General features: G+C 41.0%; 16 protein-coding genes. 12 read left to right on the top strand and 4 right to left on the bottom strand.

What is annotated here, in order from left to right:
• Positions 1–262 precede the first annotated feature (262 nt).
• Genes EKM81_RS05435 through EKM81_RS05425 form a run of 3 tightly spaced genes read left to right on the top strand, consistent with a single transcriptional unit; the run spans position 263 to position 2,486 of the window.
• Positions 263–505, top strand: a complete 243-nt coding sequence (locus tag EKM81_RS05435; RefSeq protein WP_225420186.1) for a DUF1858 domain-containing protein — start codon at positions 263–265, stop codon at positions 503–505.
• Entirely contained in the window at positions 492–1,925 is a 1,434-nt protein-coding gene (locus EKM81_RS05430; protein ID WP_125649508.1) for a DUF438 domain-containing protein, read from the top strand. Before EKM81_RS05435 ends, EKM81_RS05430 begins: the two co-directional genes overlap by 14 nt.
• Positions 1,926–1,937: 12 nt before the next feature.
• Positions 1,938–2,486, top strand: coding sequence for a macro domain-containing protein (locus tag EKM81_RS05425; RefSeq protein ID WP_125649505.1), 549 nt, complete (start codon positions 1,938–1,940; stop codon positions 2,484–2,486).
• Positions 2,487–2,775: 289 nt separating this feature from the next.
• On the opposite strand, the gene EKM81_RS05420 is transcribed toward EKM81_RS05425, so the two are convergent.
• Positions 2,776–3,624, bottom strand: coding sequence for a methyltransferase domain-containing protein (locus EKM81_RS05420; RefSeq protein ID WP_125649503.1), 849 nt, complete (start codon positions 3,622–3,624; stop codon positions 2,776–2,778).
• 154 nt (positions 3,625–3,778) lie between these two features.
• Here EKM81_RS05420 and EKM81_RS05415 point away from each other — a divergent pair, with 154 nt between their 5' ends.
• Together EKM81_RS05415 and EKM81_RS05410 are read left to right on the top strand one after the other, a co-directional pair.
• Positions 3,779–4,438: an HD domain-containing protein gene (locus EKM81_RS05415; RefSeq protein ID WP_125649499.1), complete on the top strand. Its 660-nt coding sequence runs from the start codon at positions 3,779–3,781 to the stop codon at positions 4,436–4,438.
• Between the two features lie 199 nt (positions 4,439–4,637).
• Positions 4,638–5,282, top strand: coding sequence for a deoxynucleoside kinase (locus EKM81_RS05410; protein WP_125649496.1), 645 nt, complete (start codon positions 4,638–4,640; stop codon positions 5,280–5,282).
• Positions 5,283–5,624: 342 nt separating this feature from the next.
• Here EKM81_RS05410 and EKM81_RS05405 read toward each other — a convergent pair whose 3' ends face one another.
• Entirely contained in the window at positions 5,625–6,818 is a 1,194-nt protein-coding gene (locus EKM81_RS05405) for an Mbeg1-like protein (protein ID WP_125649493.1), read from the bottom strand.
• Between the two features lie 210 nt (positions 6,819–7,028).
• On the opposite strand from EKM81_RS05405, the gene EKM81_RS05400 reads away from it, so the two are divergent.
• Complete coding sequence (locus EKM81_RS05400; RefSeq protein ID WP_125649490.1) at positions 7,029–7,382, top strand: DUF2200 family protein; 354 nt, start codon at positions 7,029–7,031, stop codon at positions 7,380–7,382.
• Positions 7,383–8,408: 1,026 nt separating this feature from the next.
• Here the strand turns inward: EKM81_RS05400 and EKM81_RS05395 are convergent.
• Both EKM81_RS05395 and EKM81_RS05390 read right to left on the bottom strand, forming a co-directional pair.
• Positions 8,409–9,809, bottom strand: a complete 1,401-nt coding sequence (locus tag EKM81_RS05395; RefSeq protein WP_125649487.1) for a DHA2 family efflux MFS transporter permease subunit — start codon at positions 9,807–9,809, stop codon at positions 8,409–8,411.
• A complete protein-coding gene (locus EKM81_RS05390; protein WP_125649484.1) occupies positions 9,802–10,233 on the bottom strand; it encodes a MarR family winged helix-turn-helix transcriptional regulator in 432 nt (143 codons plus the stop codon). The genes EKM81_RS05395 and EKM81_RS05390 overlap by 8 nt, the downstream gene beginning before the upstream one ends.
• A gap of 428 nt (positions 10,234–10,661) precedes the next feature.
• Between EKM81_RS05390 and EKM81_RS05385 the strand changes: the two genes are divergently transcribed.
• The 6 genes from EKM81_RS05385 to EKM81_RS05360 all read left to right on the top strand — a co-directional run bounded on the left by EKM81_RS05385 (position 10,662) and on the right by EKM81_RS05360 (position 16,908).
• Entirely contained in the window at positions 10,662–11,666 is a 1,005-nt protein-coding gene (locus tag EKM81_RS05385) for a LacI family DNA-binding transcriptional regulator (RefSeq protein ID WP_125649481.1), read from the top strand.
• 152 nt (positions 11,667–11,818) lie between these two features.
• Positions 11,819–12,679, top strand: coding sequence for an ABC transporter permease (locus tag EKM81_RS05380; protein ID WP_225420187.1), 861 nt, complete (start codon positions 11,819–11,821; stop codon positions 12,677–12,679).
• Positions 12,680–12,697: 18 nt separating this feature from the next.
• Positions 12,698–13,600, top strand: coding sequence for a carbohydrate ABC transporter permease (locus EKM81_RS05375; protein WP_191987266.1), 903 nt, complete (start codon positions 12,698–12,700; stop codon positions 13,598–13,600).
• Between the two features lie 23 nt (positions 13,601–13,623).
• Positions 13,624–15,243, top strand: coding sequence for a type 2 periplasmic-binding domain-containing protein (locus tag EKM81_RS05370; protein ID WP_125649473.1), 1,620 nt, complete (start codon positions 13,624–13,626; stop codon positions 15,241–15,243).
• 103 nt (positions 15,244–15,346) lie between these two features.
• A complete protein-coding gene (locus tag EKM81_RS05365; protein ID WP_164509216.1) occupies positions 15,347–15,967 on the top strand; it encodes a YesL family protein in 621 nt (206 codons plus the stop codon).
• A gap of 2 nt (positions 15,968–15,969) precedes the next feature.
• Positions 15,970–16,908 carry an ROK family protein gene (locus EKM81_RS05360; protein WP_125649467.1) on the top strand — a complete coding sequence of 313 codons (939 nt, stop codon included), beginning with the start codon at positions 15,970–15,972 and terminating at the stop codon, positions 16,906–16,908.
• The last annotated feature ends 5 nt before the right edge of the window (positions 16,909–16,913 follow it).

The following is a 16,913-nucleotide window of genomic DNA, read 5'->3' as shown; positions in this document are numbered from 1 at the left end:
TACCGGAATCATGCCGTAAAAGAAATTGCATAGAAACTTTAATTATTTGAACTGTCTACTTGACGCGGACCAGCGCCGCCGAACGCTTTTTTATTTATTTAATTTAGATAGCAAGTCTGACTGGTTTAATCAATAAACCGTTGTTTAAAAACAATTATTGTGGAAGGACTTTTTTAAATAATAGTTAAAATCAAATACGTTTTCGCAAAATTGTATGGTAAGATTTTGGTAACAAGTGCTTTCGTGAAAGTTGAGGTAATTGATGACGATGAAAAAAGTTAGTCTTGATATGACTGTTTATGAATTAGTACAGCAGCAACCGACAATTGTTCCTGTCATGGTCGCGCTGGGTTTGGACGGTGTCACTAATCCAGGACTTTTGCAGACAGCTGGTCGTTTCATGACCTTACGCAAGGGCGCTAAAATGAAATCAATTTCAATTTCAAGTTTAGTTAAGCAACTCCAACAAGCAGGTTTTGAGGTGGTAGCAGATGACGAAAAATAATCAGGCACCAGAGCACAATGCCGTTTATCGACAAAATAAGATTGTTGAAATATTAAAATTATTACATCAAGGTGGCTCATTTGAAGAGGCCAAGGCTATTTTTGACCAAACGTTTGCGAGTGTTGATGTTTCAGAGATTACTTCGGCAGAACGTGAATTAATTGCCAGTGGTTTAAATCCAATGGAGATCCAGAATCTCTGTAACGTTCATGCGGCAGTTTTTAAAGGAAAAATTAAAAAGGATCAGACTGAAACGCCAGATCAAGAGCAGCCAGGTCATCCAGTTCAAGTTTTGAAATTAGAAAATATGATCATTACCTCGTTATTGAAGGATGAATTACTGCCGTGCTTGAAAAAATGGCAACAGGATGGTCAAGACAGTGAATATTTGGCTCGTATGCAGCGCGCGCTTCATGACTTACTGACCATTGATCGTCATTATGCCCGCAAAGAAAATTTGATTTTTCCATTGATGGATAAATATGGTATTACAGCACCACCCAAGGTAATGTGGGGTGTTGATGATCGTATTCGCGGGTTGGTCAAACAGGCTAATCAGCTAGTCAATCAAGTACCGTTACCTGATAAATATCAAATTGAAACGGCAATCGAGACAGCTAACCAGGAAATCGTCGAGATGATTTTCAAAGAGGAAGAAATTATGTTACCAATGGTCAGCGAAGTTTTCACCATGGCCGATTGGGGCTTGATTGCTCGCGAAAGTGATGATATTGGCTACACATTAGTTCCGCAACCGTTACCTTGGCGACCAACGCCAGAACAATTAGCGGCGGAACCGGTCGCACCTAAGTCAACTATTGCTCAACAACTAAACGAAATGGCCCAATCTTTAGCAGCTGAACCAGTTAGTCATCCGGAAATCAATCCGCTCCTTAAGCAAGAAAAGGTTGCTGAGTTCAAACAGCAAATACCTGTGCCAACAAAGTCAACAACCCAGTCTACTAAGCGTTCTGCCGAGATAGCACCAACCCGGTTACAACTTGATGGTACTGGCTATGCCCAAGTTTTGTTTAACAATGGGACTTTGGATCTAAACGAATTAACTGGCATTTTTCAGGTGTTGCCGGTAGATTTAACTTTTGTTGATCAAAATGACCAAGTTGCCTGGTTTTCTGATGATGGCGAGCGCGTTTTTCCTCGGACTAAAGCTGTTATTGGTCGGGCAGTAGTTAATTGTCATCCGCCTAAGAGTGTTGATAAAGTTCAGAAAATTCTTAGTGATTTTCATCAAGGCTTGAAGAATCACGAAGACTTCTGGATCGATTTTCGGGGGCAACGCGTTTATATTCGTTATTTTGCCGTTCATGATCAGGCTGGTCATTATTTAGGTTGTCTAGAGGTGACTCAAAATATTACGACAATCCAACAATTGACTGGTGAGAAACGTCTGGAAGATTAGGTGAGTGAAACCATGATGATACTGCAGTTCAAAGGTTTTACGGTTCGCATTTATCAAGGGGATCTCACTCAAGTTGCCGGTGGTGCGATTGTTAATGCGGCCAATTCAGCTATGATCCCTGGTGGTGGCGTCGATGGTGCAATCAATCGAGCAGCAGGGCCGACTTTGGCGCCATTACAGCGCAGCCTGGGGCCAGTTGCTGTCGGGCAGGCAGTCGCAACACCGGCTTTCAAATTAGCTGCCAGTAAAATTATTCATACTGTTGGCCCGCGCTATGATCTGCAACAACCACGTCTGATGGCGCAGCAATTACAAGCCTGTTATGTGAATTGCTTGAAACTGGCCAATCAATTAAAATTAACAGCGCTAGCTTTTCCAGCAATTAGTACAGGTGTGTATCATTTTCCGGTTAAGTTAACTTTACCAGTGATTGCGGCAGTGTTGGATAATTATCAACAACAAGTAGGCACAGTTCGCCAAATTGATTTGGTTAATCATACCAGAAAAATTAATCAGCAGTATCAAGCCTATTTTCAACAATTACACTTAACAACACGATAACCAGCAAAAACAGCGTGTGGCAAAAGACGGTCAGCCGGTGAGCATTAACGTAAAATGCCGAACAATTCGTGAGAATTGCTCGGCATTTTTGCGTTAAGCGGAACCAGCTGCCTGTTGATAACACGTTTCAGCAACAAAAGTTCGTATTATTTTGGAGAATAGACACTTGCGTCACATATTCTTCGTCATTGTTAGCCAGCTTTTTTTCGATGTAGTGGAACTCGATTTAATTAGGTTGTCACCTGGGTGGGCCGGGGCTTGTGGGTGCCTTTAAGATACTCAGCCATATTTAATGGAATTTAGCTTGGATCACTTCTAGATCAATTGTGATTTCCGCGAAAGGATGGGCTAATAATTCAGCTTTCTGATCATTGCTGGCTTGCCATTCTAGCGGCGACATAACCATTAAATCAGTGAACTGGTTAGTATCCTTTAAAGGATAGGTATAGTGTAAATGCTGTTGCTGTAGGATAGTTGCCTCATCATTTAGCCGTTGTTGGACCGGATGATTAGAATAAGCAATTTTTTCGTCAGGGAGAAAACGATGACGTAGCTCTTGTAAGTACTGACTGCCAGGGATGACTTTGATCAGAGTCCCATCAGGTTGTAAGACACGAGCAAATTCTTGATAATGAGAAGGTGAGAAAATATTTAGAATGGTCGTGGCACTTTGGTCAGCAAAAGGTAAGTTTGTTAGATCAGCAATGGCCCACAATGTTTGGTCACTTGGCCGATTACTAGCTAAATAAATACCGGGTTTACTAATATCAAAGCCGATTTTAGCACCAGGTTGCTGGGTAGCTAATTGGGTTAAAAAACTACCTTCACCACAACCAACATCTAACAAGAAATCGGATTGTTGCGGCAGCCAACTCTGAATCAAGGTAATTAGGGGTTGAAACAGTCCTGAACGAATCATACGACCACGGGCGGCAAGCATATCAGTGCCATATTCCGTTTTGATTTGATGGTTAAGAAAATAGAGCGTGCCTTTTTTAGAAAGATCAAATTCATGGCCGCTTGCACAACGCAAACTGTTGAAGACGGCGGTCATGGGCTCATGACAAATCGGGCAGCGAAACAAGTGGGAAAATTTATTTAGAAATTCAGCGGCGGCGGTGATTTTCTTTACAGCCATAGTCAGTTAGTCATCCTTTTAAGAAAAGTATTAGCGTAATTTCCGGATTCAACTTGAAAATAGTCACGACAAACGGTGGGAAACTTGCTAGAATTAAGTTTAACACATGGCAGGAAGTCATAGTGGCTGATTTTCCGAGAAGGAGTGAATTAAAATGGTTAAGCTAGCACTGATTGCGGCTTTTGCCCAGCAACAATCATCTAATGATCATACGGGCCATGATTGGGCGCATTTACAGCGGGTGACTGCGCTAACGCAGCAATTATTGGGCAATTACCCTGCAGTTGATCAGAATGTGGCCTTAACGGCGGCCTATACCCATGATATTTTAGATGAAAAATTGGTCAGTTCTGAGGCAGCAGTCGTTTTACGGACTGAATTAATCACGAAGTATCAGCAAGCTGGCCTGACTAAAAAACAAATTGCGGCTGTTTTTGAAATTATTGATCATTTATCTTACAGTAAAAATCTTAAAACACACTGGCAGTTAAGTTTAGCGGGACAAATTGTTCAAGATGCTGATCGGCTTGATGCTTTAGGAGCGGTAGGAATTGGTCGCACATTTTATTACGGGGCTGCCAAAGGTGCACCGATGTACGACCCACAAGTACCGCCGCGAACAGCATTGACCCATCAGGCCTATCGTGAAGTCACACCAGTATTGAATCACTTCTACGAGAAATTATTCAAGTTAGCCTCCTTAATGAATACACCTGAAGCCAAGGCAGAAGCAGAACGGCGGACTGTATTCATGAAACAGTTTGTCGCAGCGTTTAAAGCTGAGTGGCAATTACCGGACACTAAAACTGAATAACTACTATATCTAGTAGCTGATAACGGTTTATCGTCTAGAAATAGTATTTTTAACCTTGAAAAAAGTGCCTTGTTTGTGTATGATAGTGAAGGTGTTTTTGGCGGAGAGACATTGTCGGCTTACATAGAAAGAACAAGTCGCACCAAAAATTGGATCGCCAAGACGACGGTCAAGTCTATAAAAGAATGGAAAGAATGTGATGGCAGTTTTAGTACTTAGTGGAGCAATTGGCGCAGGCAAGTCATCGTTAACCGGTTTAATCGCGGAACGATTGGGCACAGAAGCTTTTTATGAAAGTGTTGACGATAACCCAGTTTTGCCGTTATTTTATCAAGATCCAAGTAAATATGCCTTTTTATTACAGATTTATTTTTTAAATACTCGATTCCACAGCATTAAACGGGCATTACAAGCAGATAATAATGTGTTGGATCGTTCAATTTACGAAGATGCGTTATTCTTTCAAATGAACGCAGACATGGGCCGAGCTAATCAAACTGAAGTTAAAATCTATAAAGATTTGCTTGGCAATATGATGGAAGAAATCGCCGGCATGCCTAAGAAAAATCCTGACCTGTTAATTCATATTGATGTTTCTTATGAGACCATGCTGAAACGGATCACTAAGCGCGGCCGCTCATATGAACAAGTTACGACTGATCCATCACTAGTTAAGTATTACCATACTTTATTGGACTATTACGAACCATGGTATCAAAACTACAACTATTCACCAAAGATGCGGATTGATGGTGACAAATACGACTTCGTTGAAAATCCTAAAGACCGGGAAATTGTCTTAGGGATGATTGAAGAGAAGTTACGCGAAATGGGTAAACTGTAGACCGAAAGTTAATGGTTTATCTTAGTTGGTTCTACTAGTATGAATTAAAATATCAGTTCGAGTCTGGGACATAAGTCTATTTTTCAAAGCATAATCCGAACTTTCGTTGCTGAAACGTTTTCTCAAAAGGCAACCGGTTCCGCTTAACGCCAAAACACGGCACAATTCTTCTTACGAATTGTGCCGTGTTTTACGCTAATGCTGACCGGCTGACCGCCTTTTGTCACACGCTTGTTTTTTAGTTTTTCGCAACAATAGACGCAAACTAAATTCAAAATCTGATTCAGGTGTTAAAACAAAATTAGTTCTAACGTCATTCCAGCTGGAATGACGGCTGTTTAGTTAGCTTTGATTATCTTGCTTCGGTGAGCTGGCTGGTTCAGTTTTCTTGGCACGCCGTTCATCACGGTACTTGTTGAGGAATTCCTTGGCCTCTGTTCCCAACTGGCTAGGTTTGACTTGATCAATCGTTTGACGGACCGATAAACCAGCTTCGGCGATTAATGACTGCATCAGTTTCTTGTTCACTTCGCGCCATTGCCGTTTTGTTGTTGGTTGGGCCTCATTCATGCCCCGTAGCACAATGCGCAATGTTTCAGGCCAATTTTCTTCTAAGTAAGTAATTTCCTGATGGTTAGTCGCGGTGAATAAATCATAAACTGATTCGAGAAAATCCTGTTTGGTGTCGTCATCAACTTCTGTTAGCCAGCGGGCAATCGAGCGTTGCGTGTATTGTGACATGCGGCCGGTTGTCGCAATAATATTGAATTTGTGGCCAACAACTTGCCATGTGTAAGGGTCATGTTGTTTAAACCCGCGAGCTTGACTAGCCACGATTTGATACTCAGAATCTGGCTCTAGTAATAGACCAATTATCGATGATTGGGGAATAATTTTATGAATCTTGGGTAGTAACTCACCAGCGATTTCTTGTTTCAGTCCGGGGCCATCAGCACTATAAACCATGCGAATTCGTTGCTGCATGGCGGCACTAGCATGAGTCAGCACATAAACGGCTAAGTTTCCTCCCTTAGAATGGCCACCTAAATAGAATTCGCCAGGTAGCTCTTTGAATAAGTTTTGGGTGTAATGTAACGCCGTTCGTTGCGATGGAATCGCTGGGAGAAAGGTCATATTAAGATCTTCCTTCCAGTCAATTAGTGTGGCCGTTGTTCCCCGGAAAGAAATGTAATGCAATCTTGGTGCTAAGGTAAACGTGATGACGGTAATTTTTTGTTCTTTTTCAACATCAACTTTCGCTAACCAGTGATGCCAGGTAATGTTCTGAAATCGGGTTAAATGGTTAATTAGTTGTAATAGCTCCGCGTTGCCAGCAGGATTCCAAGTATCTGTCACTGCCATTTTGATTAGCGCTGGATCAGTTAAATCGCTCAGACGATTGACGCTATGTTGCGCTAAAACGCCAAAACCCAAATAGGCTAATTGGGCAAGAATGACGCCATCAATATCATTGAAGGGCACTTTCGTGAAATTATCGTTGCCGTATTTTTTAGCATAATCAATCATATTTGTCATTTTGCTCACCAGACTTTCTTATTATTGATGTTTTTTAATACTTGATTTAAAATGCTATTATTGCTTAATTTTAGCACGAATAAACTGGGAAAGCAGTTTTGATGAATGCGATAAAGCGGTTTTTTGAGTTTCAATCGGCTATAATGATTTTAGAAGAACTGAATGCTTTTTAATCGGCCCAAATTATCGAAACTAAATGGAGGGTTATTCATGCAAGCAAGCGACAAAGTTCTGTTAATGAATTTTGGAGATATTTACCCGCTATATGTTAAGAAAGTTGAGCGTAAAGGTCAAACGGCCGCTGATGTGATGCAGGTTGTCACTTGGTTAACTGGTTACTCGGCTTTAGAAATTCAAACTTTACAACAGCGCGAGTGTAGTTTAGCTGATTTCTTTAACCAAGCACCGGCTTTAAATCCTAAGCGGAAATTACTCCGAGGACGTATTTGCGAAATCAAGGTTGAAGCAATGGCTCCAGGAACAATGCAAGAGGTCCGTTATCTGGATAAGTTGGTTGATGACGTCGCCAAGGGCAAAGCTTGGGCAAAAATCCTACCAGCTTGAATAATCAGTTTACTTAAGCACCACGTTATCGGAAAACAGACTGCAAACTAATAGCTCAGTTGACAAGTCTTCAATTTACTTAGAAGGCTTGTCAATTGAGCTAGTTTTTATTTCAAAAACATTTCTGCTTCTGAATATATTTTTACTTAAGTCGTTCCCGAGTTCAGTTACGGCAGGAGCCCAGCAATTTTGAAGCCTGCTAAAATGGTGCCAAGACTTCCCCAATTAGGCGTTGGTGGTGGCTGGGCGATTAAGAGGGCGTGGAACGACGTGGCCGTCGATTTGAGCTTTTCTGCGAAAATCTCAAATTCGAGGCTTATTGTAAGTGCTAAAGCACCAACAATAATTTCACTGCTTCTCGCAAAATTGCTCGTACGCAAAGCCCCACTTCTCTGATGCCAATCGCCCAGCCACCACCAGGATAAACTAACAGAATTGATGACCACTGTTTAGAAGAGCAGATTGTGGTGAACTAATAATTTGATTGACAAGTTTTATGGAGTTGACCAAATTAATATATTATCCCAGATAAAAACGTTCAATCAGACTATTTGGTTTTACCGTTCAAGCTTAATATCAGTCTGACAGAGTTGAGCAACTCCACAATAGCTGACTTAACCACTTGCAATAGTGAAAGACACAATCTCAACTCCAGACGGAATGGAGGGCGTGGTTGTCAGCCAATGGGTTTGTATTCGCGTACGAGCTTGCGAGAAGCAGCCAAATTCTACTTAGCGATTTATCGCTTAGTAGAAGGCTTGTATTTGAGATTGTTGCGTAGCAATAGGCTCAAATCAATGCCGGCAGCGTTCCACAACCAAAACGCCCGGAATGGAGTCAGACGCAATTCTGTTTCAAAGCTTCACCAAGAGTTTAGCAATTTTGAACTTATATTCGCTTAAATCAATCTTGGTAACGTTCCACGACAGCAAGCCCGAAATGGTGTCAGAACCAATTCCGTTTTATCATCTTTATCGCTAAGTATCACTTTTTCATGAAATAATATTGGCTTAGGGAAATTAGTGCTCAGTAATTTTGCTGCGCTTGTGGTCGAACAACTAAGACCAACAAGATCAGCTCGATCAGACCGAGAATTACCAACATTTGAAAGGCATGTTGCGAACCAATTGCCGTTGCTAAACTAGTCGTTGTTTTGCCCAGATGGGTTTGGCTCTGATTAATGATCATTGAGACAAGGGAAGTACCTACAGCTCCAGCAAACTGTTGAATAGTGGTTAAAACAGCATTACCATCACTTTGCAAGAAAGTCGGTAAGTTTTTAAGACCATTGGTCATGATATTCCCGAAGGCTAAACCAACTCCGGCCATGAAGAGTAAGTAAAAGCAACTGATCATGGTACTCGTCAATTGCAGTGCGCGCAGACTAAATAACACAACAGCCAAGACTGAAAGACCGGCACCAAGCAGAATCGGTTTCCGCGGACCTAAATCGTCAAGAATTTTCCCACTAATTGGTGCAAAAATCGCACCAAGAACTGCACCTGGTAAAACCGTCAGCCCGGCAGCAATGGCAGTTTGGCTATTCACTAGTTGAATATAATTTGGCAAAATGAAAGAGAGCCCTAGCGCAATTAATTGCATGATGAAAAAGGCAGCGACATAACCACTAAAGCGTAAATAATGGAAAACTTGAAAGTTAATAATGGGACTAGTTAACTTCTTAGAACGGAAGACCAGTACAATCGCACCCAAAATACCAATCACTAATGCGCCTGCCACTGGCCAACACCAGAATGAATGATTGCCGATTTGATTCAATCCCAAAATGAGGCCAATAAAAGTGGCGCTAATTGCCAGCACGCTGGGTACGTCTAGCCAAGTAAAATGAATTGGTGTTTTCTGTTGGATCGTTAGCCGACCAAGAATTAAGGAACAAAGCAAAATTGGCAATAAGAAGGCAAAGATGTAACGCCAACCGAGACTAGTGACAACTAAACCGCCAAAAGTTGGACCAATTGCCGGGGCAATGGCGGTAATTAAAGTACCAATACCCATCATCAAACCGATTTTTTCAGCAGGGACCTGTTCTAAAATAATATTGAACATGAGTGGCAAAGCAATCCCAGTGCCTAATCCTTGCACGACTCGGCCAATTAATAGGATTGCAAAATTTGGTGCCACAAGATCTAAGATAACTCCCGTGATGAAAAGTAAATTAGCAGTGAGAAATAATTTTCGCGTGGCAAAGGAGCGTTTAAGATTGGCTGATAGCGGCACGATAATTGCCACAATCAGTAAATAAATCGTGGTCATCCACTGAACAGTACTAGTCGTCACTTGAAATTCGGTCATTAAAGTGGGAAAGGTGATATTCATGGCAGTTTCCACAATGACACCACAGAATGACATTAAGCCAGTGGCAATAATTGCACCGAAAACTTTTCCAGGAATTTTGGGTTTATTCATGTTTTTTTGCTCCTCTGGCAATGTAAAAATTTAAGAATCGTTCAAAAAGCGCCAGTTCGTCAGGACTAAAGCTTTGGGTAAGGGCCTGTTCTTCTTGCGCGAGATACTCAGCGAAAACCTGACTCAGTTTAGTTGCTGCTGGCGTTAAGGCCACAGCTTTTTGGCGGCTATCCGTCGCACTAGTTTTCCGAATGATCAAACCTTTTTTCTCCATTCGCTGTAAGAGCACGGTTGTGGTTGAACGTTGAATATTGAATTCTTGTTCTAATTCGTGTTGTTTGACTTCATTTTGCGGATGACGGCTTAGATAATCGATAATTGACATTTGGGTACCCGTTGAGCCATATTTCTCGGCGAAACGGTCTAAGTCACGGCTCATTTGATTACTCGCGATTTTTAAAAGTCGCCCCATATTTTGCTGCATGAATATTCATCTACTTTCTGCTAGCTAGCTAACAGAAATGCTATAATCAGATTTTTACCCAATGTCAACTAACAAATTCACTGATGGGACCATGGTCATTTTGAGAGATTCCGAATAAATTTCAGTAGTAATTTAGTTGTGGGGTGTGCGAAATAACGCTTAATTAGCCGAAAAAAAATAAATAATTCTCAATTGGTTTTGTTTTTTATAGTGAAGACTAATTCATTGGATTAGTTTCAAATGTAAGTGACTTATTCGCGATAGATTAGCATTTTGACTGTATTTGGCGTATGATTGGTATGGCGGTAAATGCTGATAAATATACATTTCAAAAATATAAACGTTTTCAAAAAACTATTGCATCTGCGAAAATCATGTGCTATTGTATTGGATGTGGAAACGCTTTAACAATTTCTGGAGGAACGGCAATGACAAAAGTTACAATCAAGGACGTGGCACGAGAAGCAGGTGTTTCCATTTCAACAGTTTCTAAAGCTTTGAATGATGTCAACGTTGTTAAACCAGATACCAAGAAGCACATTTTGGAAGTTGCCCAACGGCTTGAATATTCACCAAATCTGATTGGACAGCGGCTCAAGTCTGGTTCAACCCAAACAATTGGCTTCTTTACATCTAGTGTGACTGGCCCTTATTTCTCACTGTTAATGGATGCTTTGGCACATTTCAGTGAAAAAAGTGGTTATGGCTTAAACGTCTATATTTCCAGTGATCGTCACCAGATTATGAATACCATTCGTGGTAACTTGTTTGACGGGGTTTTGCTGTTTGATTTGGTTATTTCGGATCAGGATTTAGAAATTCTTAACTCGGAGAAAATGCCAGTCGTGTTTCTTGATCGGAAGTATACGTCGGAATATGCGACGAGTGTTATCTTTGATTCATTTCAAGCTGGTTATGATGTTGGTAACTATCTATTGAATCTTGGTCATCGAAAAATCGCTTATATTGCTGGGTTTGAAGGCGTTTATGATAGTGAGCAGCGTCTAGCTGGTTTGCGTAAAGCCCTGGCTGAGCGTTCGCTGGCAATTCCGCCATCATACTTGTTGCAAGGGCTGTTTGAAGAAGAAGCGGCTTATAATGCCGTACTTTCTTTCATTCGTAGTGCGCGCATTCAAGGCACTGAGATTCCCACCGCCTTTGTTGCTGGTAATGATATCAGTGCCATTGGGGCGATGAAAGCCTTGAAATATGAAGGTTATAACGTGCCGGAAGATGTGAGTGTCATTGGTTTTGATGATATTGATATTGCTGAGTACTTTAGTCCAGCGCTAACCACAATTCGCAACCCGATTGCCGCTCAAGCGCGGCAGTCAATTAATCTGTTATTACAACTGATTAAGGGTGAACGTAATGTGGCAGCCAAAGTATTACCAGGGGAACTGATTATTCGGAAGTCAGCCCGGAACATCTAGGTTAAATTGGTTCCAGTTTTTTAAATAAAAATAAAAACGTTTTTATTTCAGGAGGAGTAATCATGAATTCCGAAGCAAAGAGCAACAAAACGGTAGGAAAAAAAGTTGCTAATTGGTGTCGCGATTGGGCACGGCAATGGCAACTGCAGACAATGGTCCTACCAGGTATCATCTGTATGATTATTTTCAACTTCATTCCAATTTATGGGTTGACGTTGGCGTTTAAGAGTTATTCCGTAACTAGTACGATTCAGGATTCACCTTGGGTCGGCATGCAAAACTTCCAAACGATTTTGCAAGATAAGTATTTCTGGCAATCAGTTCAAAATACGGTGGGTATCAGTACCATCAAATTAGTAATTGAGTTTTTCTTACCTATTATTCTTGCCATTATGATTTTCGAACTGAACTGGGCACCATTTAAGAAGGTTGTTCAGACAATTACTTATTTACCTCACTTCTTATCTTGGATCATCTTAGGTGGGATGTTGATCACTTGGATGTCTTCTAACGGGATGTTAAATGGTTTGCTGAACATGTTAGGTTTCAATATTCACACGAACCACATGTTAAACGCCGGCGGTTATTGGAGCATTGCTTCCTTATCTGATGTATGGAAGGAAGCCGGCTGGGGCACAATTTTATATCTGGCTACCATGTCTAAAATTGATCCAACCTATTATGAAGCAGCTGAAATGGATGGTGCTTCCAAGCTTCGCCAAATTTGGAGCATTACGATTCCTGAAATGAGCAATATTATTGCTTTGAACTTGATTCTATCAGTTTCTGGGTTATTCAATTCTAACTTGGATCAAACTTTGGTTTTGATGAACTCACAAAACCAACCCAAAGCCGAAGTTATTAATTCCTATGTTTATCGAGTCGGTTTAACGCAAGGTGACTTCTCTTACGCGACTGCCGTAGGTTTAGGTGTCGGGATTATCTCAGTTGTCCTCTTGACGATCACTAACTTGGTCACTAAGAAACTGAATGATAATCAATCAGTCTTGTAAGCGGGGTGCGTAAAAATGATGTTATCGAAGAAACAAACTAAGAGTAATCTTTCCAAGGTTCGTAAAACTAAGGGTAACAAAGTCTTTGATGTCGTCAACGTGGTCATTATGACTTTATTCTCATTGATTATCTTGATTCCAATGTGGAATATCGTTATTTCATCCTTTGCCGATAAAAACGCGACTTCCTTTGTTTTCTGGCCAAATAAGTTATCAATTGCTAATTATGTGTCGGTTTTTAATGACAGCGGCATTTGGCAATCAATGTTTATCTCCGTTGCCAAAACCTTAGTCGGGGTTATCTTCCATTTATTCCTCTGCTCGATTGTCGCTTATGCCTTGAGTAAACGGCGGCTACGTGGTCGTAAATTATATTCGGCCATGGGGATTATCACGATGTTCTTCTCAGGTGGGATGATTCCAACCTACCTATTGATCAAGTCATTAGGTTTACTCAATTCGTTCTGGGTTTACATCTTACCAGCAATGTTCAGCTATTATGACATGGTTATCTTAATGAACTTCTTCCGGGATATTCCTGATTCCTTGGAAGAATCAGCCAAAATCGATGGGGCCAGTGATTGGAAAATCTTCTTCTCAATTATCGTGCCATTATCTAAACCAGCATTAGCCACCATCGGTTTATTCCACGGCGTTTGGCAATGGAATGACTTCATGACTGCTAAGCTTTATGTCACTAATGAAGCCTTATATCCAATGCAAATGCGCTTGTACGATATTATCGTCAAATCGCAAGCAGCGGCAGCAAATGGGTTGAATGCCCAGATTACAATTGCAACATCATCGAAGGGGGTGCAGTTAGCTACAATCGTGGTAACAATGCTACCAATCTTGGTTCTTTATCCATTTTTGCAGAAGTATTTTGTAACAGGTACAATGCTTGGCGCAGTAAAAGAATAATTTGAAGAGGTAGGGATACAGTAATGAAGAAAAAAGGAATTTTACGGGCACTATCAGCAGTCGTCGTTTTGGGATCTGCACTTATTTTAACGGCTTGTGGCGGCAAGAAATCTGATAGCAGTAGTTCTAGCAACTTACCAAAGGCTTCATACAAGGTTAGCAAGGATACACCAGCTTGGAAGAGTGATAAGAGCAAGACCACTAATTTGACTTGGTTTGTCAAAGAGGAATGGTGGAATAAAGATTACGGCAAGGATTACATCACCAAACAAATTAAGAAAGATTTGAATGTGAATATCAAGTTCGTCACTGGTGATGATACGAAATTAAATACTTATTTTGCCAGTGGTAACATGCCTGATATGATCACGATTGATGACCCTAACTCAAAGGTTGCTCGGACAGCTAATACTTGGGCATACTCATTACAAGATTTAGCCACTAAATACGACCCATATTTCTACAAGGTTGCACAAAAAGATACGTTGAACTGGTACAAGATCAAGGGTCAAACTTATGGTTACCCTAACTACTCAAATACACCAGCTGATTACAAGAGTGGTAAGATTTTACCACGTGACGCCTTCATCATTCGTCAGGACGTTAAAGATGCGATTGGTGATCAAGACTTTACGACACCAGAAGGCTTTGTTAAAGGGATGAAAGCAATTAAAGAAAAATTCCCTGACTTAATTCCATTTGGTTTTAATGACTTCAGTGGTGGTAATAGTTCATTAGAAAATGTGGTTCAAGATATGTTAGGTGTGCCAATTACGAAGAATGGTAAATATTATGATCGTGATTTGGACTCAGATTATATTAAATGGTTGAATGCTTTCCGTGAAGTTCATGCTGACGGTAACATTAGTGATGATAGCTTTACTGATGACTCTAACGCTTTTAAAGAAAAAGTTGCCAATGGTAAATATGCTACGATGATGATGGGTTCTGATGTTAACCAGGGGACTGACTTACAAAACTTCGCTACTAAGAGTCCGAACGCTGCGTACTTAGCAATCGATGGGATCCAAAGCACAGTCGGTCGTAAACCAACATTATCTCAAGCAGGTATTTCTGGCTGGTTGATCAACTATATTTCTAACAAATCAAAGCACCCTGCTAAAGCTATTCAAGTTTATGAATATCTCTTAAGCAATAAGGGTCAAATGTTAACAAACTTCGGTGAAAAGGGTAAGATGTATACTCAAGCTGCTGATGGTAAAGTTAGCTGGACACCATTTGCTAAGAAGTTGCAAGTTGAACAACCAACTAAATGGCAAAAAGATTATCGGATTGGTGAGTTTATCCTCTTCGGTCATGACCGTTATAAAGCTTTGAACAAGGATTCATATGTTAAAGCTGTTTGGCAAATGCAAGATTGGGGCAAGAAGTATTTGAAGCCACAATTCGTCATTGAAAACATTGCGCCAGATCCTGGTACTCAAGAAGCACGGGCTTTAAGTGCCATCCAAACGAACTGGAGTACAACGATGGTTTCAATGATCCGGGCCAAGGATAAAGCAGAGTTTGATAGTGCCTTAGCTAAGTACAAGAAGTTCCAGAAAGAAAATAGTATTGAAGCAATCAATAAGACGCGTGATGCTAATATTGTTGCTAATAAGAAAAAGCTTAACATGAAGTAATCCAGGTTAAGTTGACAATGTTAATTGTTTACTGAGATGGCCAGGGAAAATCCTGGCTTTCTTAGTTCCCAGAAGTAATCGCTAACAAAGGAGCTGCATGTCGATGAAGAAAATTTTCAGTATGAATGGTGGTTTATTCCGAGCCATGACCATTATTTATCAGGTACTGTGCTTGAATCTGCTATTCTTGTTGACCTCATTTCCAATTGTGACGATTGGTGCATCGACAGTAGCCTTATATCACTGTACTTTAAAAATTGCTAATGGCGACGAACCGGCCCTTTATCGGACGTATATGGCAGCTTTTAAAAGTAACTTTAAGCAAGGATTCGTTGCTGGTCTGGGTATGTTAGTTGGTGCTTTGTTCTTCTTTTACGCTATCCGTTATGCCTTGTTCCAGAAGCAACCGATCATTGTGATTATTATGGTCAGTTTATCAGCAATCTTCTTATTTACCAGTGAATATCTTTTCCCAATGTTAGCTCATTATGAGAACCAACTTGGTGCGCAAATCCGCAACGCCTTGGTGCTTAGTTTCCAGAACGCAGCCTTAAGTATTGTTTGTTTCATTAGCAATGCGGTGCTGATCGTGTTGTTCCCGATCCTGTTACCTAAGTTATTCTTCCTCTGGGTTTTCCTAGGAGTAGCTGGAGCCGCGATGATCAATAGTAAAATTATGACTCATATTTTTCAGAAGTATGACGACACAGAAGGGCAGAATTAATCATGCAACACTATATTGGAATTGATGTTGGTGGAACGACGATCAAATACGGTCTCGTGGATCATGCCGGGCAGATTCAGGCCCAAGGCGCCGTGCCAACACCATTAAATAAAAACGATTTTTTAGAACAATTAACTAAAATTGTCACTGATTATCAAACACAAGCAACAGATTTAGCTGGCATCGGGATCAGTATGCCCGGTATTATTAAAAATAACGGTTTTCTAGTCACCGCTGGGGCAGTGCGCAGCATGATCGGCGTTAACCTGAAAGCTGAAATGGAACAACGGACGAACTTACCAACCAACGTTGAAAATGATGCTAATGCAGCAGCCATTGCTGAACACTGGTTGGGTGCCGCCCAAGGGATTGAGAATTATCTTTGCTTAGTCTTAGGAACTGGTTTCGGTGGCGGTGCGATTATTAATAATCAACTTTATCGTGGCGCTCATGGGATGGCCGGTGAATTTGGCTGGATGTTGACGCATGATTTAGACTTTACCCGCGATTTAGAGGATGCCTCACTGAATAAATCTAGTGCGATTGTTGGCGGTCTTTGCCATACGTATACTTTGGCCAAACAACAATTAGATCCCGAATTTGAACGGTTGATCGATGCTCGGGTGATTTTCCAAGCAGCTGCAGCTGGTGAGAAATTGGCTCAAATGACGTTGGATAAATTCTATTATGATTTAGCAACTGGGATTTTAAACCTGATCGTTTGTTACGACCCAGAAGTTGTCTTAATTGGTGGTGGTATTAGCGCTAACCCAACCTTTATTCACGACTTGAATGCAGCTTTGACTGATTTGGAATTACGTCATGTCAGCGTTTCTGAGGTCAAAGATCAGACCATTGCTCAAATCAAACCAGCGAAGCTAATGAATAACGCCGGCATTATTGGCGCTGTCTACCAAGCAATGCAACGGCAAGAAGCTTAGATTGG

This window comes from Lapidilactobacillus gannanensis (assembly GCF_003946675.1).
GTDB lineage: Bacteria > Bacillota > Bacilli > Lactobacillales > Lactobacillaceae > Lapidilactobacillus > Lapidilactobacillus gannanensis.
Note: the sequence above shows the minus strand (reverse complement) of the source record. Positions and strands in the feature narration are given on the sequence as shown.